The organism is Massilia sp. CMS3.1, assembly GCF_051262535.1.
In the GTDB taxonomy this organism is placed as follows: domain Bacteria; phylum Pseudomonadota; class Gammaproteobacteria; order Burkholderiales; family Burkholderiaceae_D; genus Telluria.
In genome coordinates, this window is sequence record NZ_JBIMES010000013.1 from 63,330 (window position 1) to 83,982 (window position 20,653).

22 protein-coding genes are annotated in these 20,653 nt (G+C 65.4%); 9 read left to right on the forward strand and 13 right to left on the reverse strand.

Annotated elements, in window-relative coordinates; all coding sequences use genetic code 11:
- Positions 1 to 90: 90 nt before the first annotated feature.
- The 3 genes from ACHAC9_RS19275 to ACHAC9_RS19285 form a co-directional block, all read right to left on the reverse strand.
- The gene (locus ACHAC9_RS19275; protein ID WP_435762349.1) at positions 91 to 1,737 is read right to left on the reverse strand and encodes a diguanylate cyclase domain-containing protein; all 1,647 of its coding nucleotides are present in this window, start codon (positions 1,735 to 1,737) and stop codon (positions 91 to 93) included.
- Positions 1,734 to 2,588 (reverse strand): phosphate/phosphite/phosphonate ABC transporter substrate-binding protein, encoded by an 855-nt coding sequence (locus tag ACHAC9_RS19280; RefSeq protein ID WP_435762351.1) that lies wholly within the window; start codon positions 2,586 to 2,588, stop codon positions 1,734 to 1,736. Before ACHAC9_RS19280 ends, ACHAC9_RS19275 begins: the two co-directional genes overlap by 4 nt.
- A gap of 387 nt (positions 2,589 to 2,975) precedes the next feature.
- Positions 2,976 to 3,152 (reverse strand): hypothetical protein, encoded by a 177-nt coding sequence (locus tag ACHAC9_RS19285; RefSeq protein WP_435762353.1) that lies wholly within the window; start codon positions 3,150 to 3,152, stop codon positions 2,976 to 2,978.
- A 193-nt stretch (positions 3,153 to 3,345) separates the two neighbouring features.
- Between ACHAC9_RS19285 and ACHAC9_RS19290 the strand changes: the two genes are divergently transcribed.
- The gene (locus ACHAC9_RS19290) at positions 3,346 to 3,483 is read left to right on the forward strand and encodes a hypothetical protein (RefSeq protein ID WP_435762355.1); all 138 of its coding nucleotides are present in this window, start codon (positions 3,346 to 3,348) and stop codon (positions 3,481 to 3,483) included.
- A gap of 88 nt (positions 3,484 to 3,571) precedes the next feature.
- Positions 3,572 to 3,946, forward strand: coding sequence for a hypothetical protein (locus ACHAC9_RS19295; protein WP_435762357.1), 375 nt, complete (start codon positions 3,572 to 3,574; stop codon positions 3,944 to 3,946).
- A 21-nt stretch (positions 3,947 to 3,967) separates the two neighbouring features.
- Here the strand turns inward: ACHAC9_RS19295 and ACHAC9_RS19300 are convergent, their stop codons facing one another.
- From ACHAC9_RS19300 to ACHAC9_RS19310, 3 genes are all read right to left on the reverse strand, one after another.
- Positions 3,968 to 4,171 (reverse strand): hypothetical protein, encoded by a 204-nt coding sequence (locus ACHAC9_RS19300; protein ID WP_435762359.1) that lies wholly within the window; start codon positions 4,169 to 4,171, stop codon positions 3,968 to 3,970.
- Positions 4,172 to 4,256: 85 nt separating this feature from the next.
- A complete protein-coding gene (locus tag ACHAC9_RS19305; protein WP_435762361.1) occupies positions 4,257 to 7,106 on the reverse strand; it encodes a bifunctional diguanylate cyclase/phosphodiesterase in 2,850 nt (949 codons plus the stop codon).
- Positions 7,107 to 7,226: 120 nt separating this feature from the next.
- A complete protein-coding gene (locus ACHAC9_RS19310; protein WP_435762363.1) occupies positions 7,227 to 8,027 on the reverse strand; it encodes a fused MFS/spermidine synthase in 801 nt (266 codons plus the stop codon).
- A gap of 121 nt (positions 8,028 to 8,148) precedes the next feature.
- Between ACHAC9_RS19310 and ACHAC9_RS19315 the strand changes: the two genes are divergently transcribed.
- From ACHAC9_RS19315 to ACHAC9_RS19325, 3 genes are all read left to right on the forward strand, one after another.
- Complete coding sequence (locus tag ACHAC9_RS19315) at positions 8,149 to 9,339, forward strand: GGDEF domain-containing protein (RefSeq protein ID WP_435762364.1); 1,191 nt, start codon at positions 8,149 to 8,151, stop codon at positions 9,337 to 9,339.
- 94 nt (positions 9,340 to 9,433) lie between these two features.
- Positions 9,434 to 10,387: a Ppx/GppA phosphatase family protein gene (locus tag ACHAC9_RS19320; RefSeq protein WP_435762365.1), complete on the forward strand. Its 954-nt coding sequence runs from the start codon at positions 9,434 to 9,436 to the stop codon at positions 10,385 to 10,387.
- A gap of 40 nt (positions 10,388 to 10,427) precedes the next feature.
- Positions 10,428 to 11,117, forward strand: coding sequence for a hypothetical protein (locus ACHAC9_RS19325; RefSeq protein WP_435762367.1), 690 nt, complete (start codon positions 10,428 to 10,430; stop codon positions 11,115 to 11,117).
- Positions 11,118 to 11,132: 15 nt separating this feature from the next.
- On the opposite strand, the gene ACHAC9_RS19330 is transcribed toward ACHAC9_RS19325, so the two are convergent.
- From ACHAC9_RS19330 to ACHAC9_RS19355, 6 genes are all read right to left on the reverse strand, one after another.
- Complete coding sequence (locus ACHAC9_RS19330; RefSeq protein ID WP_435762369.1) at positions 11,133 to 11,420, reverse strand: hypothetical protein; 288 nt, start codon at positions 11,418 to 11,420, stop codon at positions 11,133 to 11,135.
- Positions 11,421 to 11,599: 179 nt separating this feature from the next.
- On the reverse strand, positions 11,600 to 12,256 hold the full coding sequence (locus tag ACHAC9_RS19335; protein WP_435762371.1) for an ABC transporter ATP-binding protein: 657 nt from the start codon (positions 12,254 to 12,256) through the stop codon (positions 11,600 to 11,602).
- A 13-nt stretch (positions 12,257 to 12,269) separates the two neighbouring features.
- Positions 12,270 to 13,064 carry a phosphonate ABC transporter, permease protein PhnE gene (gene phnE / locus ACHAC9_RS19340; protein ID WP_435762373.1) on the reverse strand — a complete coding sequence of 265 codons (795 nt, stop codon included), beginning with the start codon at positions 13,062 to 13,064 and terminating at the stop codon, positions 12,270 to 12,272.
- Complete coding sequence (locus ACHAC9_RS19345) at positions 13,061 to 13,888, reverse strand: PhnE/PtxC family ABC transporter permease (RefSeq protein WP_435762473.1); 828 nt, start codon at positions 13,886 to 13,888, stop codon at positions 13,061 to 13,063. The genes phnE and ACHAC9_RS19345 overlap by 4 nt, the downstream gene beginning before the upstream one ends.
- Before the next feature lie 161 nt (positions 13,889 to 14,049).
- Entirely contained in the window at positions 14,050 to 14,862 is an 813-nt protein-coding gene (locus tag ACHAC9_RS19350; protein WP_435762375.1) for a phosphonate ABC transporter ATP-binding protein, read from the reverse strand.
- Positions 14,863 to 14,878: 16 nt separating this feature from the next.
- Positions 14,879 to 15,757 (reverse strand): putative selenate ABC transporter substrate-binding protein, encoded by an 879-nt coding sequence (locus ACHAC9_RS19355; RefSeq protein ID WP_435762377.1) that lies wholly within the window; start codon positions 15,755 to 15,757, stop codon positions 14,879 to 14,881.
- Positions 15,758 to 15,911: 154 nt separating this feature from the next.
- On the opposite strand from ACHAC9_RS19355, the gene egtD reads away from it, so the two are divergent.
- The 4 genes from egtD (at position 15,912) to ACHAC9_RS19375 (ending at position 19,329) form a co-directional block, all read left to right on the forward strand.
- Positions 15,912 to 16,871: an L-histidine N(alpha)-methyltransferase gene (egtD, locus tag ACHAC9_RS19360; protein ID WP_435762379.1), complete on the forward strand. Its 960-nt coding sequence runs from the start codon at positions 15,912 to 15,914 to the stop codon at positions 16,869 to 16,871.
- Between the two features lie 8 nt (positions 16,872 to 16,879).
- Entirely contained in the window at positions 16,880 to 18,088 is a 1,209-nt protein-coding gene (egtB, locus tag ACHAC9_RS19365) for an ergothioneine biosynthesis protein EgtB (RefSeq protein WP_435762381.1), read from the forward strand.
- Between the two features lie 107 nt (positions 18,089 to 18,195).
- A complete protein-coding gene (locus tag ACHAC9_RS19370; RefSeq protein ID WP_435762475.1) occupies positions 18,196 to 19,041 on the forward strand; it encodes a YihY/virulence factor BrkB family protein in 846 nt (281 codons plus the stop codon).
- 111 nt (positions 19,042 to 19,152) lie between these two features.
- Positions 19,153 to 19,329: a hypothetical protein gene (locus ACHAC9_RS19375; RefSeq protein ID WP_435762383.1), complete on the forward strand. Its 177-nt coding sequence runs from the start codon at positions 19,153 to 19,155 to the stop codon at positions 19,327 to 19,329.
- A gap of 6 nt (positions 19,330 to 19,335) precedes the next feature.
- Here ACHAC9_RS19375 and ACHAC9_RS19380 read toward each other — a convergent pair whose 3' ends face one another.
- Positions 19,336 to 20,487, reverse strand: a complete 1,152-nt coding sequence (locus ACHAC9_RS19380; RefSeq protein ID WP_435762385.1) for a GGDEF domain-containing protein — start codon at positions 20,485 to 20,487, stop codon at positions 19,336 to 19,338.
- Between the last annotated feature and the right edge of the window lie 166 nt (positions 20,488 to 20,653).

Below are 20,653 nucleotides of genomic sequence, written 5' to 3' on the forward strand. Positions count from 1 at the left end.
AGGAATGTTCGATCTTCCGAACAGCGCCGCGCCTCATCCGTGCCTTGAATGCACATCGCTCACTCCCTGCAGCCGGACGCAGCCGGCAGGTCATGCGCGGACCTGGCTGCGTCCGAACGCCTGCCACCCGTTCTTGCCTTCTTGCTTCGCCTGGTACATGGCCGTGTCGGCACTGGCAACCAGTTCATCCGGCGTTGCGCCATCGTACGGGAAGGCGGCCACGCCAATGCTGCAGCCGACCCCAAGGACTTCGTGCTCGGTTGCAAAGCGCAGGCGCGAGACGACATCGACCAGACGGGCTGCGATGATGCCGCCCTCCTGCAGGCCGATGGCAGGACACACCAGCGCGAATTCGTCGCCACCGATGCGCGCCACCACGGCGTCCGGACGCATTTCGGCCGCGAGAGCGGCGCCGACCGCGATCAGGATGTCATCCCCGGTACGGTGCCCGCCCACATCGTTGGCACGCTTGAAATCATCGAGGTCGACGAACATCAGTACCAGGGGCGCGCTTTGGACGGTCGCGTTCTGCATCGCGGCCGTCAGTGCCTCGAACAGGCCACGCCGGTTGAGCAGGCTGGTCAGGGGATCGTAAAGCGCCTGCGCTGCGCGCCGCTGGATCTGCCGTTCCGAAGTAATGTCCTCGTGAAAGCATAAATAGCCGATCGCGCCATGCGCCTGCAGCACCGGACGCATCCGCTGGGCAATCAGGCGTCGGTCTTGCGTGTACAACTCGATATCGGGGATGATTGCGCCCCCTTCAGGCGGATGCAGCAGGTGATCCAGGCCGCCCTGGTCATCCGGCGCAGTCAGCGCGCGCAGGCGAATCACAAGGTCGGCCACCAGGGTGCCGCAAACGTCGGCATCGAGCTGCCAGAGCTTCGCGAACGCATCGTTGGCATGGGCAACGCAGCCCGCTTCATCGACAAACAAAATACCTGCCGGAATAGCGTCGAGCAGTGCCGAGAGCTGGGCCCGGCCGGTACGCGCGCTCTGCAGGTGCTTTCCCTGCAGCGCTTCGCTGACTTGCAGCGCCGTCATGCGCTCGCGCAACGCTACAGCCATGGTATTGAAACTGGCGCCAAGCCGACCGATTTCGTCGTTGCTTCCGACCGGGACCAGGGCATCGAAATTGCCTTCGGCGATGCGCCGGCTCGACTGTTCGAGTCGTACCAGATGGCGCGTCAAGGCAATCGACAGCGCCGCCATCAGCGCTGTCGACAGGAGTAGTGTCAAGGCGGCGACGGCAAAACTCTGGCGCAGGAAAGCAGCACGGGCACTGCGCAAACCATGCGTCGACAGGCCGAACGATGCCTGGCCGAGACGCTGCCCTGACATCTCGATTGTGGAGGCCAGATGCAGCGTGGCGTCGGCCCGATCGAGGTCGAGTTGCATGCCATCACGGGCAGGCAGCGCCAGTGCAGGATTCCAGCCCGCGCTGGCCACGACGCGGCCGCGGTGGTCGAACAGCACCAGATAATTGATTGATTCCCTGCTGACCACACGCTCGATGGTTTGCTGAAGCGTGGCATAGTCGCGTTGTGCAAGCGGTATCGCAATCGACTGGTCGAGCAGCACGCTGACCTGGTGGTTCTGGTAAGTTGCCTGATCAGCCAGCGTGTGCTTCAGGATTTCCGAGCTTCCAATCCACAGCATGCCGGACGCAAACAGTTGAATCAGCGCGCATGCCGCGACCAGCTTGCCGCGCAGCGAACTTCTCCATCTCTTCAGTATCATCCGGGGTTCGCCAGTATTGCCTTGGTCGTGCCCACATAGGGGTCCATCGAGGCCATCAGGCCCGGGGGCAATTCGCGGATCGCGCTGAAACCGGTGGCGGCAAAGAATGCCGTGCCTTCCGGCGTCCCGCCGGCAAAACGCAACAACGCCTCCTTGATAGCGTTGACCAGTGCGGGCGCCAGCCGGGGACTGGCCAGCACCACAAAGCCGGGCACCTCGGCGAAGGTGGCAAGTACTTGCAGTTGCTCCTTGATCGGTCCGGGAATGGCGCGGTATTCGCCGCCGCTGAGCATGGCGGCGATTGCGTCGCCCTGCAGCACGACGTTGCCCACGCTGTCGTCGGTCGGGGTGTTGATTGTTTTGAAATGCCGCCCCCTGACCAGGCTTTTCTCGGAAAGCCATTGGAAGCCGCGCAGGGTGACCAGAGATTGTGGATTCGACAGCGCCAGTGTTTGTCCGTCCAGCTCGGCAGCGCTTTTCAAGGGCCGCTTCCTGGCGCAGATGATCATCCCCTTAATAGCCGGCTCGTACATGAGCAAGGGCACCAGGCCACGCTCGAGCTGCGCAACGCGGGCCAGATGCGATGCGGTAATTACCAGATCGTATTCCAGTCCAAGTGTGCGCGCGTGAAATGCATTCCAGGAAGCTGCGGTCGACAGCTGAACACCGCGGCCCAGACCGCGCTGCAGGAAAGTGCGCATCGGTTCGTATTGCGCCAGCAGGACCCGGGCACTGATGTTGGGCAAAATACCGATCTCAAGGCTGGGCAGATCCTGGGCGTGGCTGAAACGCGGCAGGCATGTTGCAAGCAGGGCAAGCGAGGCAGTTCGGCGCGCCGCTGAATGGCTCATCACATCAACTTTCAAAATAGGAGTAGTGGTGGGTCAGAACCGTCATCGAAAGCGGCAACTGAGTTGGCGTGAACAGGTTCTTCAAGGCAATGCGTTGATTGCGGCATGCTGTTCCCCAGGTTAGCAAAGTTTCGATTTGCGTACCGGAGTTTCCTAGCAGCATTTTGACACAGAGTGGGATGTGATGCCTGAGGCGGGTTGAGATTTGTCGGCCGACCTTCGGCGACCTTGGCGGGGGTATCCGGTAATCGTCGGTTCAACGATAAAACTACGCAATCACGTTGATCATGACCGCGTCCTGGCCGGGCGCGACCCGGTCAGTGCCTTGACTCACCCGGCATGAAGCCGAAGGTGGTATTTTTGTTGACGCCGCTTATCAAGCAGCGTTCAGCCCTTCGATTGCTTGCCGTCGCTGCCGTTGGTCCCCTTGAGCGGCGGGATTTCCTTGATCATCTCTTCGGTTTCCTTTTCTGCCGGGGTCTTTTCGCCGCTGCCGATATCGTCCTCGTGCAGAATGGCGCCGCCGCTGGCTGCCGGATCCGTCGGTTGTTGCGATTTGGTCATGGTGCTGCTCCTGTCTGATGTTCGAACAATCCTAACAGTCGCTGCATGTCACCGGCGCGCAGTACGACAATGTGGCGATCTTGCTGAAGAACACACAAAGTTACAATAATGTTCGATGCCGAACCTTCCTGTCCTGTGAGTTTTTTTATAATATCTATTCACCGAATTTGGACTGAAAACGACGGAGACTCAGATGGGCAATTCGCTGCATAACAAGATTTACCTCGGCCGGAGCACCGGCTTCGCATCGCGCCGGTTCCAGGGGGTGCTGGCTGTGGGCGCCATCGTCGGCGCCGGCCTGTTGTGGGTTGCCCTGCGCACCGTGCGCTAAGCTGTCGCGCTGGCGCTTGGGTATTGATTAGTTGCCGCCGCGCGTCACGGCGGTTACCATGACGGCCCAGCAGACTAAACGAGCGGTAATGAAGAACGAAAAACTGACGACAGACGAGTACAACGCCCTCGAGTTCATCCGGCGTGGCGCGCGCACTGACCGGGTCAATGCCTGCGTCGGACGCAATGCCAAGCGCCTGGCCGGCCTGAAGATGATCGCCTACGCGCGCGACGGCAAGGTCGACCTGACGGAGAAAGGGCAGCAGGTGTTGTTCCTGCGCGCCTGTGTCGAAGCGATGACGAGCCTGGCGCAAGATCCGCAAGCGGCGGTTGCCGGCGACGTGGCGCAGTTCCTGATTCGCAAGTCGCACCTTGTGCCGCGCGAGGAAGGCGGCTTTGAGGTCACGGCACGTGGTCTGGAGTCGCTGGCCGATATCCAGGCGCAGGAAGAACCGAAGAAGTAAGCCTCGGCGTGCTCTAGCAGCTCAGCCGCGTCGGCGCCGCTGTGGGTAGACAAGCGTGCGCACGGCAATCTCGGCCGGCACGTTCATCGCTGCGAGAAACTCGGCTGCGCGCTGCAATCCGAGCGTCGGGACCGAGGCCACCGCCTGGTTCACCAGGTCGCGCGTGCGCAGGTCGGTTCTTGCCACGCGGGCATTGGCCGCCTGGCGCGTTTGTACTTCTTCCATCATCATGTTCCTGAAATTGCAATAGAGACACGACTATTGTAGAGCACCGATGTGGAAATTACCACATTCTTGTAGGAATAATCCTTCAAGCAGGTGTGGTGGCAGCCTCCGGAGCGACGATTTCCTCGGGCGCCAGCCCGCGTCCCCCAATCAGCAATTGTTCGAATTCATGCGCCGGCAAGGGTTTACTGAAGTAGTAGCCCTGCATTTCGTCGCAGCCATGGCGGCGCAGGTAGTCGAGCTGCTCGCCCGTTTCCACGCCCTCGGCGATCACCGCCAGCTTCAGGTTGTGCGCCAGCGCGATGATCGAGGTGACGATCGCCTCGTCGTTGGCATCGCGCGTGATGTCGGCCACGAACGAGCGGTCGATCTTGAGCACGTCGATCGGGAAGCGCGACAGGTAGGACAGGCTCGAATAGCCGGTGCCAAAATCGTCGATCGACAGGTTCACGCCCAGCGCCTTCATGCGGTGCAGCAGCTCGACGGCCGGCGTGATGTCGCTCATGAACAGGCTTTCGGTCAGCTCGATTTCCAGGTATTTCGGCTCGAGGCCGGTGTCGTGCAATACCGCCGCCAGGTTCTCGATCAGGTCGGCGGCGCCGAACTGGCGTGCCGACAGGTTGACGGCCACGCGCAGCTTGTCGAAGCCGGCGTCCTGCCAGGCCTTGTTCTGGGCGCAGGCGGTACGCAAGACCCAGGCGCCGATCGCCACGATCATTCCGGTTTCCTCGGCGATGCTGATGAAGCGGCCGGGCGGCACCATGCCCAGTTCCGGATGCTGCCAGCGGATCAGCGCTTCCATGCCGCATATCTTGCCGGTCTTTATGTCGACCTGGGGCTGGTAATACAGCACGAACTCGTCGCGCTCGACGGCATTCCGGAGCGCGCTCTCGATGCGCACGCGTTCCAGCGATTCCTCGTTCATCGCCGGCGTATAGAACTGGAAGTTGTTGCGGCCCAGCTTTTTCGCACGGTACATGGCGATGTCGGCATGTTCGATCAGGGTATCCGCGTCCGTGCTCTCGCTCGGGTACACGGCCACGCCGATACTGCAGGTGACGAAGAATTCCTTGGTGCCGAGCATGACCGGCTGGGCGACCGCGCTCATCACGCGTCCAACAACCTCAGGCGTGAGTTGCTGGTCGCCGCTTTCGGAGGCGATGACGACAAATTCGTCGCCCGACAGGCGCGCCACCGTGTCGGCGTCGCGCAGCGAGGCGCGCAGGCGCGCCGCCACCGTCATCAGGAGTACGTCGCCGGCCTTGTGGCCCATGCTGTCGTTGACGAACTTGAAGCGGTCGAGATCAATCAGCATGACCCAGACCGGGTTGCCGCTGCGCGCGGCATACGCCACCGCCTGGCCGAGGCGGTCATGCAGCAGCGAGCGGTTCGGCAAGCCGGTCAAGGCATCGTGCTGGGCCACGTGGTGCACGCGCTGCTCGGTGAGTTTGCGCTCGGTGATGTCGCTGCCGGTGCCGCGGTAGCCGTCGAACTGGCCGAATTCGTCGAACACGGGCTCGCCATTGACCAGGAACCAGCGCGTCTGGCCGTTGTCGTCCATCACCTGGTATTCGAAGTCGGCGAAGGGCTGGAAGGCGAGCACCTGAGCAATGTGCTTGCAGCCCGAGTCGGAGCTGCCCAGCGTCGGCATGTACTCCCAGCGCGTCTTGCCCAGCACTTGGTCGACCAGCACGCCTGCTTTTTCGGAAAAGCCCCCGGTCACCATCGTGAAGCGAAACTGGCTGTCCTGTTCCCAATACCAGTCCGAGGACATCGATACCAGCTGGCGGAAACGCTGCTCGCTTTGCTGGAGCGCTTTTTCGGTGCGCTCGCGCGCAACCATGTCGTCGATCAGGCGTCGGTTGGTGCGTTTCAAGTCGGCGGTACGCTTGCGTACCAGCTGCTGTACGCGTCGGGTGCGTTCCGCGGATGTCTGGACCCAGGCCGCCGTCATCAGGCTGAGCAGGATGCCGCCGGCCAGTATCGCCAGCGAGGCCAGGTGGTCCGCCGCGAACGGGCGTGGCTTCATGCCCACTTCGACCAGCCACGGGCGGCCGGCCACGTTCAGGGTGCGTGCGAAGTTCATGTCGTGTTCGGGCGCGATCCAGCTGCCCAGCAGATCGCGCCGAGGCCGCGTGCCGCTGGCGTTGGTGGTGAAGACCCGGTCTGCCGCTTGCGGACGTGCGCCGGCATACACCGACATCACGATCTGGCTGTCGTCGAGCAGGCCCGCGCCCGCCAGCGTCATGGAGACCAGCTCCTGTGCGCGCACCACCACGGCAGTGTCGCCAGCGAGTGCGCCCTTGGCATCGTAGACTGGCAGCAATATCTGGAAGCTCGGCTGCGGGCTGGAATCCTGTACCAGCGGGAACAATGGCGTGGCAGCCGCGCGGTTGTCGGCATGCGCGCGTGCCACGGCCGCACTGACCGGTTCGCGGGTGGAAGAATCGAAGCCGAAGGCGGCTTCATTGCCGCCCATCGGCACGAGATAATCGACGATGCTGTAAGTGGGGCGGCGCCGGGCCGGCACGCGCTCGCCGGCGCGCTCCTCGCCGATCACGGTGCCTGGAATGACGCGTTGCAATTCGGCTTCGACTGCGGCGCGTTCGCTGTCGTTGACGATGCGGTGGTAGTTGAACGCCTTGATGAAGGGGTGGCGCAGCAGCAGCGGCGCGGTGAATTCGTGGAACTGGGCGCGTGTGACCGGGGCGCCCAGGGCAAACAACTGGTTCGTGACGGTGACCACTTCAACCGCGTCGAGCAGTCCCTGGCCGACGGCGGCCACGCGCTGTTCGGCGCGCTGGTTGAACGACAGCGCCCGGTTCTCGTATTCGAGTTGGCTCACGCCGACGAACAGGGCGCTCGAGGCGGCCAGGCCGGCGCCGAGGGTGAGGGCCGCCGCGCGGGTAAGAGAAAACGGCAGGCGACGCAACATGACTGATCCCGAAAATTATTTGCCCAAAAGCACTACAGCAACGAAGTGTGTCATAGGTTGGCCGGTTTTCGCAAACAAATCCTCGCGCCGGCCGCTCTGGCAAGGCCGATGTCGCCGCGATCAGACAGGCCGCCGGGCAAGCCAGGCGACGAGGACCCGCGCCAGCAGTTTGTTCAATAAAGAAAACCGCAGGCCACGCCAGCGTGCGCAGCCTTCCTGCAGGCGCGCCGCGCGCCCGGCGCCGCCTGGCGCGGCGCGCACTGCGAACAGCAGGTGGTTGTTGCCCGCAATGCCGGCGAAGTCGCAGACGCGTCCGCCGAAGGCGCTCCCGATCCGTTCGGCGATCGCATCGTGGCAGGGATCGTAGCTGAGGATGTTTGCCGCCAGCACGCCGCCATCGACCAGCGCGCACCGGCAATCGATGTAGAACGCGGCGCTGCCGAGCGCGGCCGGCATGCCGGCGGCGTCGAAACCGTCGACCAACACCACGTCGAAGCTGCCGGGCGCGGCGCGCAGAAAGTCGGCGGCGTCCGCATGCACGATGCGCAGGCGCGCATCGTCCGGCGGCACCTGGAAGGTCTCGCGCAGGGCGATCACCTCGGCGCTGATTTCGAGCACCGTGATGCGGGTGTGCGGGAAGTGCCGGTAGCAGAACTTGGCCAGCGAACCGCCGCCCAAACCGACCATCAGGATATGGCGCGGATATGGCACGAACAGCGCAAAGCACATCATGGCGCGCGCGTAGTCGAGCACCAGCGCGTCCGGGTGCGAGAGCAGCATCTCGCTCTGGATATCGCCGCCCTGGAATTCGAGCGTGCGCCGGTTGCCGTGCGTACGCACGCGCGGAAAGCAGGCAGGGGGCGGCTCGAGCGGTTCCGGAAGTGGCGGCATGGCGCCAGTATAGAAGAGAGTCGGCGCCACCGCTGCGTCTTGTTCACAGGCATGAAACTCTGATAAGCTGGCCTTTGCCGCCACTGGAGTACCGTATGTTCCTCGCTCACCCACCGACCACCGCCACCAACAGCACGCGCATGGAGCACGCATGCTGAGCGGCGCCATGCTGACGATGGATTCGACCACCATGGTGCTGGTGCTTGCACTGGGCAACCTGGCGCTGTGCAGCGTGCTGTTCTTCTTCGACTACGGCGCCGTGCGCGCGCCCGCGCTGGCCAGCTGGGGCCTGTCGAAGCAGGTGCAGGCGGGGAGCTGGATCCTGCTCGCGCTCGGCGGCGCGCGCGTGGTGCCCGAGCCGCTGGCCCTGCCCGGCGGTTGGGCCTTGCTCATCGCCGGCGTGGCGCTCGAATCTGCTTCCCTGTGGGAGACGGCGCACCGGCGCCCGCTGGTGCGCGTCATGGTGCCCCTCGCCATCGGCGCCGTGTTGATCTTCCTGGTGTCGTACTGGATCGACCCGCTCGGCCTGCGTACGCTGGCCGCGGCGCTGATCCTGGGCGCTTTTTACCTGATCGGCGCGGCAGCCCTGGCGCGTGGCTGGCGGGAAGCCTCGATGCTGCAGCGCGCGCTGGCGGTCGTCTCCGTCATCTTGGCGCTGGTGGTGGCCGCGCGTGGCCTGCTGGTGCTGGTCATGCCCGACGGCTGGCGCTGGCTTTCGCACGACCTGCTGCGCCAGCTCTCGACCATCGCTTTCTACCTCTTGATGCTGGTGAACGGCTTCGGCTGCCTGCTGCTGGGGCGCGAGCGCCTGCAGGGGGACCTGGCGCGCCTGGAGACGCTCGACCTCGTGACCGAGGCGCCGAACCGGCGCGGGTTCTTCAACGCGCTCGCGCCGTGGATGGCCCTGGCGCGCCGTCCGGGTTCGCCGACCGCGCTGGTCGTGCTCGACCTGGACAGCTTCAAGCGCGTCAACGACGGCTACGGCCATCCGGTGGGCGACGTCGTGCTGCGCCACGTCGCCGACCTGTGCAAGCGCCAGCTGCGCGACAGCGACTTGCTGGGGCGCCTGGTGGGCGGCGAGTTCGCGCTGCTGCTGCCGCGCACCGGCACCGAGGAAGCCATGCTGGTGGCCGAGCGCATGCGCGCGGCGATCGAGACCACGCCGGTGAAAACCGAGCGCGCGATGATCTCGATGACGGCCAGCTTCGGCGTCACCACGATCCGTCCCGACGACAGCCATGTCACGCTGTTCGGCCGCGCGGGAACGGCCATGCGCGAAGCGAAGGCGGGCGGACGGAATGCGATCCGCCTGGCGCCGCGCGAAACCATCCCCCTCGCCTGAGTACCCGGAGCGCGCTCCTGACCTCCTCGGCGCCCCGTCATCGGGGCGTCACAAACCGGCTTCATACTGCGCGCTCTACCAGCCAGGGCGAGCCATGCCACCTTCCTTACCTCCCGCGCCGCTGTACGCCGCCGTCGAACTCGGGTCCGACAGCTTTCGCCTGCATGTGGCCAGCTGGGAGGAGGGCGCGATGGTGGTCGCCGCTTCCCTGACCGAACCGATCCGCCTGGGCGCGGGGATCGGCGCCGACGGCTGCCTCGATGGCGAGACGGTGCGGCGCGCGCTGGCTTGCCTGCGCCAGTTCAGGGTGGCGCTTGCCAGGTGGGAGGTGCTGGCTGTGCGGGTGGTGGCGACGGCTGCGCTGCGCGTGGCCTGCAATGCGCCGGCCTTCCTGCCGGCGGCGCAAGCGGCGATCGGCTATCCGGTCGAGGTGCTGGGCGGCGAGGAAGAGGGCCGCCTGGTGTACCTGGGGGTGGCCGGCGCGCTGCCGGACGCCGACGAACGGCGCCTGGTGCTCGATATCGGCAGCGGCTCGACCGAGATCGCGGTCGGGCGCGGCGACCAGGTCGAACTGGTGCAGTCGTTCGGCATCGGCGCCCTGCGCCAGGGCTTGACCTTCTTTCGCGACGGGATCTCGCCGGCGTCCTTCGAGGCGGCGCTGGCGTCGGCGCGCAGCCGCTTCGCCGACGCCGGCGCGCTCGCCGGGGCCAGGCGCTGGGAGCGTGCCTATGGCGCCTCGGGCACGGTGCGGGCCCTGTTCGAACTGGCCGGCGCCAATGCATCCGGCGCGCGCGGCGCGAGCGCGGGCGCCTTGCTGGCGCTGCGCCACGCCCTGGTCGAGGAGGGCGGGTTCAAGCACATCGCCGCCTTGTCGAACCACCCGGCGCGCGCGGCGCAGATGGCCGGCGGTCTGGCGCTGCTGCTCGCGCTGGTCGAGGAACTCGGCATCGAGGAGCTGGTGCCGGTGCAGGCGGGCCTGCGCGCAGGCGTGATTCGCGCCCTGCACGCTCGCACGCAACAGGACGCCCCCTTTCCGGAATCGGCGTGATCGACTATATTGTTTACCTTGTTAAGTAGTGGAATACCCCATGACCAGAAAACCGGCACCTGCGAAGGGTGCAGCCGCGGCCGCGCCTTCGCGGGCAAAAGCAGTGTCGGCACCCGCCAAAGCTGCTCGCACGACCCAGATTCCCGCCGCCCCGGGCAGCGTTGCCAAAACCACTCGCAGCGTGCCCGCGAAAGCAGCCGCTGCCAAGGCCGGCACCCGTGTCGGCGCGAAGAGCGTGGCGCCAAAGGCCACCGGCAAACTTGCGGCGAAAGGGGCGACATCGCCTGCGAAGAGCGCCGTGAAAGCGCCCGCGAAGACGGCCGTCAAGGCAGCGCCGAAAACCGCGGCCAGGGCGGGCAAGCCTGCCGCGAAGCCGCCTGCCCGCAGCGCGGCGTCGGCGCCGCCGGCCATCGGCATCAGGAATGCCGCAAAGGCGCTCGTCAAGGCAGGCAAGGAGTCGCCGCCAGCCGGCCGTGCACGCACCAGTGAGACGCCGTCGCAGGACGGCGCGCGGCCAGCTCTGGTGCGCGACAGCTTCACCATGCCGGATGGGGAGTATGCGGTGCTGGCGAACGTGAAGCAGGCCTGCCTGAAGGCTGGCTTCGAGATCAAGAAGAGCGAACTGCTGCGCATCGGCGTGGCGCTCGTCGGGCGCCTCGATATCACGACGCTGCGCCAGGTGCTGGGCAGCCTGCCGCAACTGAAAACTGGACGTCCGCCCAGCCAGTAAGCAGGCCGCGCGGCCCTAATGCAGCGCCGCGGAAGTGAGCGCCTTCAGTTCTCGGATCGGGATATTCGATTTCTCGTGCATGCGCAGCAGGATCGTCGCGCCCACATTGAGCTTGCGGTGGCGGATCTTGCTGATGATCGGCGGTTGTACTTCGAGCACGCGGCAGAGTTCCGCATCATTCTTGAGGTGCAGTTTTTCGATCAAGGTGTCGAGCAATCTGTTCGGTACGAACGTCGATGGCTCGAGGGCGCGGGCGCGATGCATCGCCGCCAGCATTTCCTGTTTTTTTTGGCGTACGTTCATGTACTCCTCCAAAATGCGTACTTTGGTTGAGGGACAGGACCGTTCTGGAAGCGCCCGATATTGTCATTGCTATGTGGTCGGGTCGTTGCAATATTACTACGCCTGCACGGCAGGCGCCGCACTGTTCGTTGTGAACGGTGTCTAAGGTGCTTATTTCTTCGCTGAACTTACCCGCATCGTCACGCCTGCTCGAGGCCGTCGCGCGTCAGCAGCAGGATCTCATCGGCCATCGCGGCCGCCGCATGCGAGTGGGTGACCATGATGGCGCCGGCGCCATTCGCACGAATCTCGGCGCGCAAGAGGCGCAGAATGCCGCCCGCCGTTTCCGGATCCAGGTTTCCGGTCGGCTCGTCGGCCAGCAGCAGGGCCGGCTTGTGGACCAGGGCGCGCGCGATCGCGACACGCTGCAGTTCGCCGCCCGAGAGCTGGCGCGGGAAGTCGGCGCCGCGGCCCCCCAGGCCAACGGCAGTCAGCATCGCTCCGGCACGCGCCGCGCTCTCGTGCGCATTGGCAAGATTGAGCAGCAGCGGCAATGCCACGTTCTGCTGCAGCGTCAGGTGCGGCAGCACGTGGAAGGCCTGGAAGATGAAGCCCATGCGGCTGCGGCGCAAGCGCGTGGCGGCATCGTCGTCGAGCACCGCCATGGATGTGCCGTCGACGATCACCGCGCCGCTGTCGGCGACATCGAGTCCGGCGATCAGGTTCAGCAGCGTCGACTTGCCCACGCCCGACTCGCCCATGATGGCGACAAAGCGCCCCGGCTCGAAGCGGTGCGACAGGTTCGAGAGGACGGTGCGTCCGCCATAGGTCTTGGTGAGCTGGGACAGTTCGAGCATCGGGGGTGTGAACCTAGCGGGTGAGGGCGCGCCGCAGCGCAAAGCTGATCGCATCGACCAGGGCGACCAGCAGCAGCATCGCCAGCACGACGGTCGCGGCGTTCTGCATCTGGAACAGCGACAAATGATACTTCAACATCTGGCCCAGGCCCCCGGCGCCGACCACGCCCAGCACGGCCGCGGCGCGGATATTGTTTTCCCAGCGGTACAGGGTGTACGACAGCATCTGCGGAAGGGTCTGCGGCAACGTCGCGTAGAAGAATGCACTGAGGGCCGGTGCGCCGTTCGTGCGCAGGGCCGCTTCCGGCTGCGGCTCGGCGTTTTCCAGCGCGTCGGCAAACAGGCGCCCCAGCACGCCCGAGGTATGGGCGGCCAGTGCGAGCGTGCCGGCGAACGGACCCAGGCCGGCGGCGACCAGCAGCAGCGCCGCCCACACCAGTTCCGGAATCGACCGCAGGACGTTGAGGACGATGCGCACGGCCCCGCGCGCGGGTGCTCCCCAGCGGCCGGCAGCCGGCAGCGCCAGTACCAGGCCTGCGATCACCGCCAGCAAGGTGCCGAGGGCCGACATCGACAAGGTCTCGAGCGCCGCGTTCAGCGTTTTGATGAGAAACGGCGTGGCCATCTCGGGCGGCGCGAAGCCGCCCAGGAATTCCGCGGTCGTGCCGATTGCCTCGGGCGTAAAGAAGACGGCCAGGTCCAGGCGCAGCGTGGCGAAGCTGGCCACGACCAGCGCCACCAGGGCCAGCACGAGTAAAGGCGTGCTCCAGGAACGGGGAGGCGCAGGCGGTAAGACCGGCTTGTTCATCCGAGCCTCCGGCGCAGCAGGGTCGAGACCAGGTCGGCCGCGGCCACCAGCAGCACGAACATGAGCAGCATGGTCGCCACTTCGCCGCCCGCCATCATCTTGGTCGATTCGTCCATCCGCTGGCCAAGTCCGCCGGCGCCGACAAAGCCCATGATGGCCGAGCCGCGGATCGCGCACTCCCAGCGGTAGATCGTGTACGAGACCAGTTCGGCGGCGGCGTCGGGCAGGGCGCCATACAGCAGCGCCGGCAGGCGCGCGCTGCCATTGGCGAGCAAGGCGTCGGTGGCGTGGGCGTCGCTCGATTCGAGGATCTCGGCATAGACCTTGGCCAGCATGCCGCAATAGGTGAGGGCGATGGCCAGCACCCCGGCGGTCGGCCCCAGGCCGACCACGCGCACGAACAGCAGCGCCCACACCAGTTCCGGCACGCTGCGCAGCAGCACCAGCACCCAGCGCACGCCCTGGCGCAACAGCGCGGCCGGCCAGCGCACGCGGCCCGTGCCGAGGCGCGAGATCGAGAGCCGCTCGCTGACCAGGAGCGTGGCGGGAATCGCCCCGACCAGGGCCAGTGCGAGGCCGGCAGTGGCGATCGCCACCGTGATCCAGGTTTCGCGCAGCACCATGGTCAGGAATTCGAGCGAGTGCGCGGGACGCAGGAAGTCGGACAAGAAGCCCCCGGCCGCAGCCAGGCTTTGCAGGTCGAACAGGATCCAGGGCTTGAATTCGCTATACACCAGGGCCGGCCAGAGCAGCAGCAGCGCGACCGCGCAGGCCATCAGGCGGCCGCGCCAGGCCGGGTCCGGATGCAGTGGAAGCGCCGCCATGCTCAGAACCTGTCCCAGCAGGGAAGAGTCGTTGCTGACGCGCCTGGCAAGCAGGTGCAGCGTTGCTCGTCCTTGCATGGCTCGCCATGCGGCTTCCTCGCGCCTTGCCCCCGCTTACCATGCATCATCATCAACTTTCTCTTCCCTGCTGGGATAGGTTCTCAGAAACAAGCGCCCACGGCGATGCGCTCGGGCGGCTCGTGGCCAGGATGTGGCTGCGCTTCGATGATCTCGTTTTCATAGAGCGCGGCGATCATCTCGTCGGTGACGCGCTCGCGCGGCAGGTCGAACACGATGCGGCCCTCGCGCAGACCGACGATGCGGTTGAAGTGGGCGCGCGCCATCTCGACCTGGTGCAGGCTGCACACCAGCGTGGCCTTGCGCGCGGCCGCTTCCGCCTGCAGGGTGGCAAGGGTGATGCGGGCCAGCGACGGGTCGAGCGCCGAAATGGGTTCGTCGACCAGCAGGGCTTCGGCGTTCGAGAGCAGCAGGCGCGCCAGGCTGCAGCGCTGGCGTTCGCCGCCCGAGAGGCGGTCGACGCGCGCATACAGTTTGTCGCCCAGGCCAAAGCGCGACAGCGCCTCGAAGGCGGCATCCGGATCGGATGGCTTGAACAGGGACTTCAATGCCTGCGCCAGGCTCCAGCGCGGCAGGCGCGCCGCCAGCACCGCCGTGACGACGCGCTGGCGCGGCGGCAGCGGCGGCGTCTGCGGCGCCAGGAACAGGCGCGCACGCAAGGCGTGGCGCGCCTTGTGCGACAACGACCATGGATCGAGGCCGAGCACTTCCATGCCGCCATCGAACGGCTGGTGCGCGCAGGCCAGCGTCGAGAGCAGCGTGGTCTTGCCGGCGCCCGACGGACCGATCAGCGCGAGCTGCTCGCCCTGGGCAACGGCCAGGTCGAGTTCGTGCAGCGCGGCCGTTCTGGCGCCGGTCAGGTGCCGCACGGTCAGTTTGTCGAGCTTAAAACTCATCGGTGGGCCAGGTCGATTACTTCAGCAGGCCGGCATTGCGCGCCGCCGCCTCGATTGCCTTGTAGTTCTCGACCTTGGTCGGCACGAATTTCGTCGCGCGCTGCAAGTCCAGGATTTCCTTGCCCTGCGCGGTCGATGGGTCGAGCGCGAGGAAGGCGTCGCGGATCTTCTTTTGCAGCGCCGGCGCCATGCTGGCGTGCACCGACCAGTTGTAGTCGAAGTAGCCGGGCGTGGTGTAGAACACGCGCACCGTTTTCGGGTCGGCCTTGCCGGCTTCGACCAGCTTTTCCCAGACCGAGATGTTGAGCGCGCCCGCATCGACCTTGCCGCCGGCCACGGCCGCCACGGTGGCGTCATGCGCGCCGGAGAAAGCCACCCGTTTCAGGTCGCTGTCCGGGTCGATCTTCGCGCCCAGCAGGAACGAACGCGGCATCAGGTGGCCCGAGGTCGACGACTCCGAACCGAAGGACAGGGTCTTGCCCTTCAGGTCTTCGAGCTTGTTGATGCCGGGCTGGGTGGTGATGAAGACCGACCGGAATTTTTCGTCCTCGACGCGCTGCACCAGCGGCACGACCTGGCCCTTGCTGCGCACCTTCGCCTGCACGAAGGTGAAGCCTCCGAACCACACCATGTCGAGCTTGTGGTTGATCAGGCCCTCGACCGAGGCGGCGTAGTCGGTCACCGGCGTAAATTCGACCTTCAGGCCGGTTGCCTTGGCCAGGTAGTCGCCCAGCGGCTTGAACTTGCGCTGCAGTTCGGTCGGTGCTTCGTCGGGAATGGCCGAGACGCGCAGCACGCCTGGCGTGTTCTGGGCAGATGCAGCGCCGGCTGCGAACAGCATGGTGGCGGTGACGCAGGCGGCGAGCAGCGACTTCAGTGTGGGGATCGGAGACATGATGGCTTTCTTATTGTAAATAAAAGGGAGCGACGGCGAGCACGCTTGGAGGCAGGCAAACAAAAAGAAATCAGGACTTCCGCTATGATAGCAAAAACGGCAACTTCCTAGTCAGGGCGCATCGGGCGCTCCGGCGGCACGAATGATAAACCTTATGCTGACCTCATGCACAACCGAGAAGGCGGCGGCTCCCAGTGCCCACCTGCCGGCCGAGCTGTTCGACGGCCTGGGAGCGCGCCAGGCGACGATTTCGCCCAAGTTCCTGTACGACGCGCTTGGCTCGAAATTGTTCGAAGCGATATGCGAGCTGCCCGAGTATTATCCGACGCGTACGGAAGCGGGCATCTTCGAGCGCCACGGCCATGACATCGCGCACGCCTGCGGCATTGGCAGCACGCTGATCGACCTCGGTGCAGGCAATTGCGCCAAGGCGGCTTCGCTGTTCCCGCTGCTGCGCCCGGCGCAGTATGTCGCGGTCGACATCTCGACCGAGTTCGTCAGCGAAGCGCTGGCCAGGCTGCGCCTGCGCTTTCCGCACATCGACATGCGGGCGCTGGGCCTGGATTTTTCGAGCGGCCTGGCGCTTCCTGACGACGTGCGTGCGCAGCAGCGCCTGTTTTTCTATCCGGGCTCGTCGCTCGGCAATTTCACGCCGCTTGACGCACGCGCTTTCCTTACCCGCTTGCGCAAGGGCTGCGGCCTTGACGGCGCCTTGCTCATCGGTATCGACCTGGCAAAGGACAAGGCTAGCCTCGATGCCGCCTACGACGATGCGCTCGGCGTCACGGCCGCCTTCAACCTGAACGTGCTGCGCCACGTGAACCGCCTGTTGGGGAGTGACTTCGACGTCAGGCAGTGGTCGCATGTCGGCTTCTACAACGAGGCAGCCGGCAGGGTCGAGATGCATCTCGAAGCCAAGCGCGCGCAGCGGGTGCGCTGGCCGGGCGGCGGGCGCCATTTCGCCGCGGGCGAGCGCATCCATACCGAAAACAGTTACAAATACCGCCAGGCCGACGCCATCGGCCTGCTCGAGCAGTCCGGTTTCGAGGCCACGCATGTGTGGACCGATGCGCGCTGCCCGTTCGCGGTTATCCACGCGCAGGCGATTGCCTGACCAACGCGATGCTGTCCGATCATTTCCAGGCCGTGCGCCAACGTTCGCTGCAGCTGGCCGCGCCCTTGTCGAACGAGGACTGCTGCGCCCAGTCGATGCCCGACGCCAGTCCCGTCAAGTGGCACCTGGCGCACACGACCTGGTTCTTCGAGACCTTTATCCTTGAAGCGCGCGAAAGCAACTTCACACCATTTCATACGGCCTTCCGCGTGCTGTTCAATTCCTATTACAACGGCGTCGGCCCGAAACACCCGCGCGCGCAGCGTGGTCTCCTGACCCGTCCTTCGCTCGATGAAGTATGGGCCTATCGGTTGGACGTCGATGCGCGCATGCTGCGCCTGTTGGACGCCGGCTCCCCCGACGCGGCGCTGGCCGAGCTGGTCACGCTCGGCCTGCAGCACGAGCAGCAGCACCAGGAGTTGATGCTGACCGACGTCAAGCACCTGCTGGCGCACAACCCCATCGCGCCGCGCTACGACGGCGAAGGCATGCGCCTTGAGGCGGCGCCGCTGCCACTTCAATTCCTGGAATTCGACGGCGGCCTGGTCGAGATCGGACACGATGGCCGCGGCTTCGCTTTCGACAACGAACTGCCGCGCCACCGCAGCTATGTCGCACCGTTTGCCTTGGCGTCGCGCCTGGTGACGAATGGCGAATACCTGGCTTTCATCGAGGCCGGCGGCTACCGGGATGCAGCGCTGTGGCTGGCCGAAGGCTGGGACAAGGTGGCGTCCGGCGAACTCGCCGCGCCACTGTACTGGCGCCGCATGGACGGCGGCGGCTGGGCCGAATTCACCTTGCATGGCGAGCTGCCGCTGGACCCGGCGCGTCCCGTCACCCACCTGTCGCTGTACGAGGCCGACGCTTACGCGCGCTGGGCCGGGGCGCGCCTGCCGACCGAGGCGGAATGGGAGTGTGCCGCGCGCCTGGCCGGCATCGAGGCAGGGGGGGCGCATCCGGGCGCCGCGCTTGCAGCGGGCCTGACGCAGATGTTCGGCGCCTGCTGGCAGTGGACCAGCAGCAGCTACGCGCCGTATGCGGGCTACGCTCCGGCGCCTGGTGCGATCGGCGAATACAACGGCAAGTTCATGATCAACCAGTATGTGCTGCGCGGCTCGTCCTGCGCGACCCCGGGCGGCCATGCGCGCGCCAGCTACCGCAATTTCTTCCCGGCCGGCACCCGCTGGCAATTTACTGGCATCAGGCTCGCGCGATGATCGGTCTGAGCCGACTACGCCTGCGCCGCCTGCGGGTCCAGCGCCTGCGCGTACGCATCCTGAACCGGCGCGCCAACGCCTATATCCTGTCGCATCCGTTCGCGTTCATGCTGAGCGTACTGAAGGGTTTCCGTGCCAACCAGGGCTTGCTGCTCGCCGGCGCCGTTGCCTATTACGCGCTGCTCTCGATCGTGCCCTTCCTGATGCTGGTGGTGGTGGCGCTGTCGCACTTCATCGCCCAGGCCGAACTGCTCGAGACGCTGCGCCGCTACCTGGAGTTGCTCCTTCCCGGGCAGTCGCCCTCGATCGTGGCCGAGGTCGCGAACTTCCTCGACAACCGGGATTTGATTACCTGGGTGCTGGGCGTAACGATGCTGTTTTTCAGCTCCTTCGCGTTCACGGTGCTGGAAAACGCGATGAGCGTCATTTTCGTGCATCGGGTGGCGATCCGGCGGCGTCATTTCCTGGTGTCGGCCTTGCTGCCGTACTGCTACATGCTGGCGCTGGGCGTAGGCGTGATGCTGGTCACGCTGGTGGCCGGCACGCTGCAGGTGATGGGGCAGGAGAGCGTGCGCCTGTTCGGCACCAACTGGTCGCTCGACGGGGTCTCGGGCGCGCTGCTGTACCTGATGGGACTGGGTGGCGAAATCCTGGTGCTGACCTCGATCTACCTGGTGATGCCGGTCGGGCGCCTGTCGCTTTCGCATGCGCTGGTCGGCGGGGTGACGGCGGCGCTGCTGTGGGAAGTCGCGCGCCATGTGCTGGTCTGGTATTTTTCCACGCTGTCCCAGGTGAACATCGTGTATGGCTCGATGACGACGGCGATCGTCGTCATGTTCAGCCTCGAGATCGGGGCCACGCTGCTGCTGTTCGGCGCCCAGGTGATCGCCGAATACGAGCGCGTCGGGCGCGGCAAGCCTGAAGCCCATCTGCCGATGACGACCGCCCCCTAACCGCCGTCCCGGCCTTGCTTTGCGCTAGCTCAATTTCTTGATGGAATCCTGATGGCACAGTACTCTCTTGCTCCGGCACAACGCTGGGCAATCGAGAGAACGGGAGCTGTCATGGAAGGTGGCGTATTCCTGGGTTTGCCATTGCCGGTCATGCTGGCATTTATCGCGCTGCTGGCAGGCTTGGCCCTGCTGGCGCGCCAGTTGCACAAACTGCGTCTGCCGGCCGTCGTTCGTGGCAGCGCGCATCCTCCCCCGGCTTCGCACCGGGGAGCATCCCATCCCGACTAAGCAGGCCTAGAGTATGACGCTGCGGTTGCGCCCTGCGGACTTGGCCGCGTACAGGGCGCGGTCGGCGCGTTCGATGGCCTGGTCGATCGGCTCGCCGTCTTCATAGCGCGCGAAGCCCGCCGAAAAGCGCACGCGCACCTCAGGCAGTGAGTGGCTGGCCGGGATCGCGGCCAGGCTCTCGCGCAGGCGCTCCACGCCCAGCGCCGGGCCGCCCGGCGGGGTTTCAGGCAACAGCAGCAGGAATTCCTCGCCGCCCCAGCGCCCGATCATGTCGGTGGTGCGCAGCACGACCTGGGCTTGCGTGGCAAAGGCGCGCAGCACGCTGTCGCCCGCGGCATGCCCGTAGGTGTCGTTGATGTTCTTGAAGTGATCCAGGTCGATGATGCACACGAAAAAACGCGGGCCGCCGCGTGCGTGGCGGGTCGCGTGTTCCTGCAGCAGCGTCATCATGCGGCGCCGGTTCGGCAGTCCCGTCAGTTCGTCGCGGGCAGCCATTTCCTTGATGTGCGAGAGCGCCCCCTCGAGCGCGATCTTTTGCGTTTTCAGGCGGGTGCGCATGTCGGTCAGCTGGCCCGAGAGCTGGGAAATGGCCAGCATCACGATGGCCGTCAGCGCGAAATTGAAGATTTCCTGCCGCGCCGGGTAGTGCAGCGGCTGGTGCCCGGCGCACCAGTACATCACGATGCCCATCAGCGTGACGGTATAGATGCAGGCAAGGCGCACCGCCATCGGACGCAGGCTGAACATGCCGAACACCATGACCAGCGAGAGCATGATGACGGTTGCGCCGTGCACGGGGCCGGTAATGGCATACGCCGCCGCGATGAGCGTTTGGGCAATGATTGTCTGAGGCATCGCCAACGTCGGATCGTTGAAGCGCTGATTCAGGCCACTACGGATGACGATGTAAAAGCCAGCGGCCGAGGCGATGAACAGGACAGTCATGACCTTTACAAGGCGCACGTCTGCCACGCCAATACTCGCGGCGTAAACCAGCAACGCGACAACCGTGGCCGTGACCAGGGCGGCGAGGCCCAGCAGCGCCAGGGTCAGGCGTTGCAGGCTGTCGCTGCCGAGGAGGAGATTGGCCAGGCGGGTAGTCAACCGGATTGAGAAAGCGGAGTCGAGCGCCGCCGTGGCGGCCTGTTGCGTAGGCATTGTCTCTTAAGTTTTTTCGTTGTGAGCTTGCAAGGCCGGTCTGCGCCGGCACCCTGCATTATACAACCGACAATTCTTAAAAAAACAATAAAACCCTTTGCAGGGAAAAATAGTAGTGTTGACGCGGCAACGTCTGGCGCTGCCGCTTGCTGCATTCGTCAGGGGG

Bases quoted from the DNA above. Each gene is read 5' to 3' on its own strand.
- ACHAC9_RS19275 (WP_435762349.1), bottom strand. From the start codon at position 1,737: ATGATACTGAAGAGATGGAGAAGTTCGCTGCGCGGCAAGCTGGTCGCG.
- ACHAC9_RS19280 (WP_435762351.1), bottom strand. From the start codon at position 2,588: ATGAGCCATTCAGCGGCGCGCCGAACTGCCTCGCTTGCCCTGCTTGCA.
- ACHAC9_RS19285 (WP_435762353.1), bottom strand. From the start codon at position 3,152: ATGACCAAATCGCAACAACCGACGGATCCGGCAGCCAGCGGCGGCGCC.
- ACHAC9_RS19290 (WP_435762355.1), top strand. From the start codon at position 3,346: ATGGGCAATTCGCTGCATAACAAGATTTACCTCGGCCGGAGCACCGGC.
- ACHAC9_RS19295 (WP_435762357.1), top strand. From the start codon at position 3,572: ATGAAGAACGAAAAACTGACGACAGACGAGTACAACGCCCTCGAGTTC.
- ACHAC9_RS19300 (WP_435762359.1), bottom strand. From the start codon at position 4,171: ATGGAAGAAGTACAAACGCGCCAGGCGGCCAATGCCCGCGTGGCAAGA.
- ACHAC9_RS19305 (WP_435762361.1), bottom strand. From the start codon at position 7,106: ATGTTGCGTCGCCTGCCGTTTTCTCTTACCCGCGCGGCGGCCCTCACC.
- ACHAC9_RS19315 (WP_435762364.1), top strand. From the start codon at position 8,149: ATGCTGAGCGGCGCCATGCTGACGATGGATTCGACCACCATGGTGCTG.
- ACHAC9_RS19320 (WP_435762365.1), top strand. From the start codon at position 9,434: ATGCCACCTTCCTTACCTCCCGCGCCGCTGTACGCCGCCGTCGAACTC.
- ACHAC9_RS19325 (WP_435762367.1), top strand. From the start codon at position 10,428: ATGACCAGAAAACCGGCACCTGCGAAGGGTGCAGCCGCGGCCGCGCCT.
- ACHAC9_RS19330 (WP_435762369.1), bottom strand. From the start codon at position 11,420: ATGAACGTACGCCAAAAAAAACAGGAAATGCTGGCGGCGATGCATCGC.
- ACHAC9_RS19335 (WP_435762371.1), bottom strand. From the start codon at position 12,256: ATGCTCGAACTGTCCCAGCTCACCAAGACCTATGGCGGACGCACCGTC.
- phnE (WP_435762373.1), bottom strand. From the start codon at position 13,064: ATGAACAAGCCGGTCTTACCGCCTGCGCCTCCCCGTTCCTGGAGCACG.
- ACHAC9_RS19345 (WP_435762473.1), bottom strand. From the start codon at position 13,888: ATGGCGGCGCTTCCACTGCATCCGGACCCGGCCTGGCGCGGCCGCCTG.
- ACHAC9_RS19350 (WP_435762375.1), bottom strand. From the start codon at position 14,862: ATGAGTTTTAAGCTCGACAAACTGACCGTGCGGCACCTGACCGGCGCC.
- ACHAC9_RS19355 (WP_435762377.1), bottom strand. From the start codon at position 15,757: ATGTCTCCGATCCCCACACTGAAGTCGCTGCTCGCCGCCTGCGTCACC.
- egtD (WP_435762379.1), top strand. From the start codon at position 15,912: ATGCTGACCTCATGCACAACCGAGAAGGCGGCGGCTCCCAGTGCCCAC.
- egtB (WP_435762381.1), top strand. From the start codon at position 16,880: ATGCTGTCCGATCATTTCCAGGCCGTGCGCCAACGTTCGCTGCAGCTG.
- ACHAC9_RS19370 (WP_435762475.1), top strand. From the start codon at position 18,196: ATGCTGAGCGTACTGAAGGGTTTCCGTGCCAACCAGGGCTTGCTGCTC.
- ACHAC9_RS19375 (WP_435762383.1), top strand. From the start codon at position 19,153: ATGGAAGGTGGCGTATTCCTGGGTTTGCCATTGCCGGTCATGCTGGCA.
- ACHAC9_RS19380 (WP_435762385.1), bottom strand. From the start codon at position 20,487: ATGCCTACGCAACAGGCCGCCACGGCGGCGCTCGACTCCGCTTTCTCA.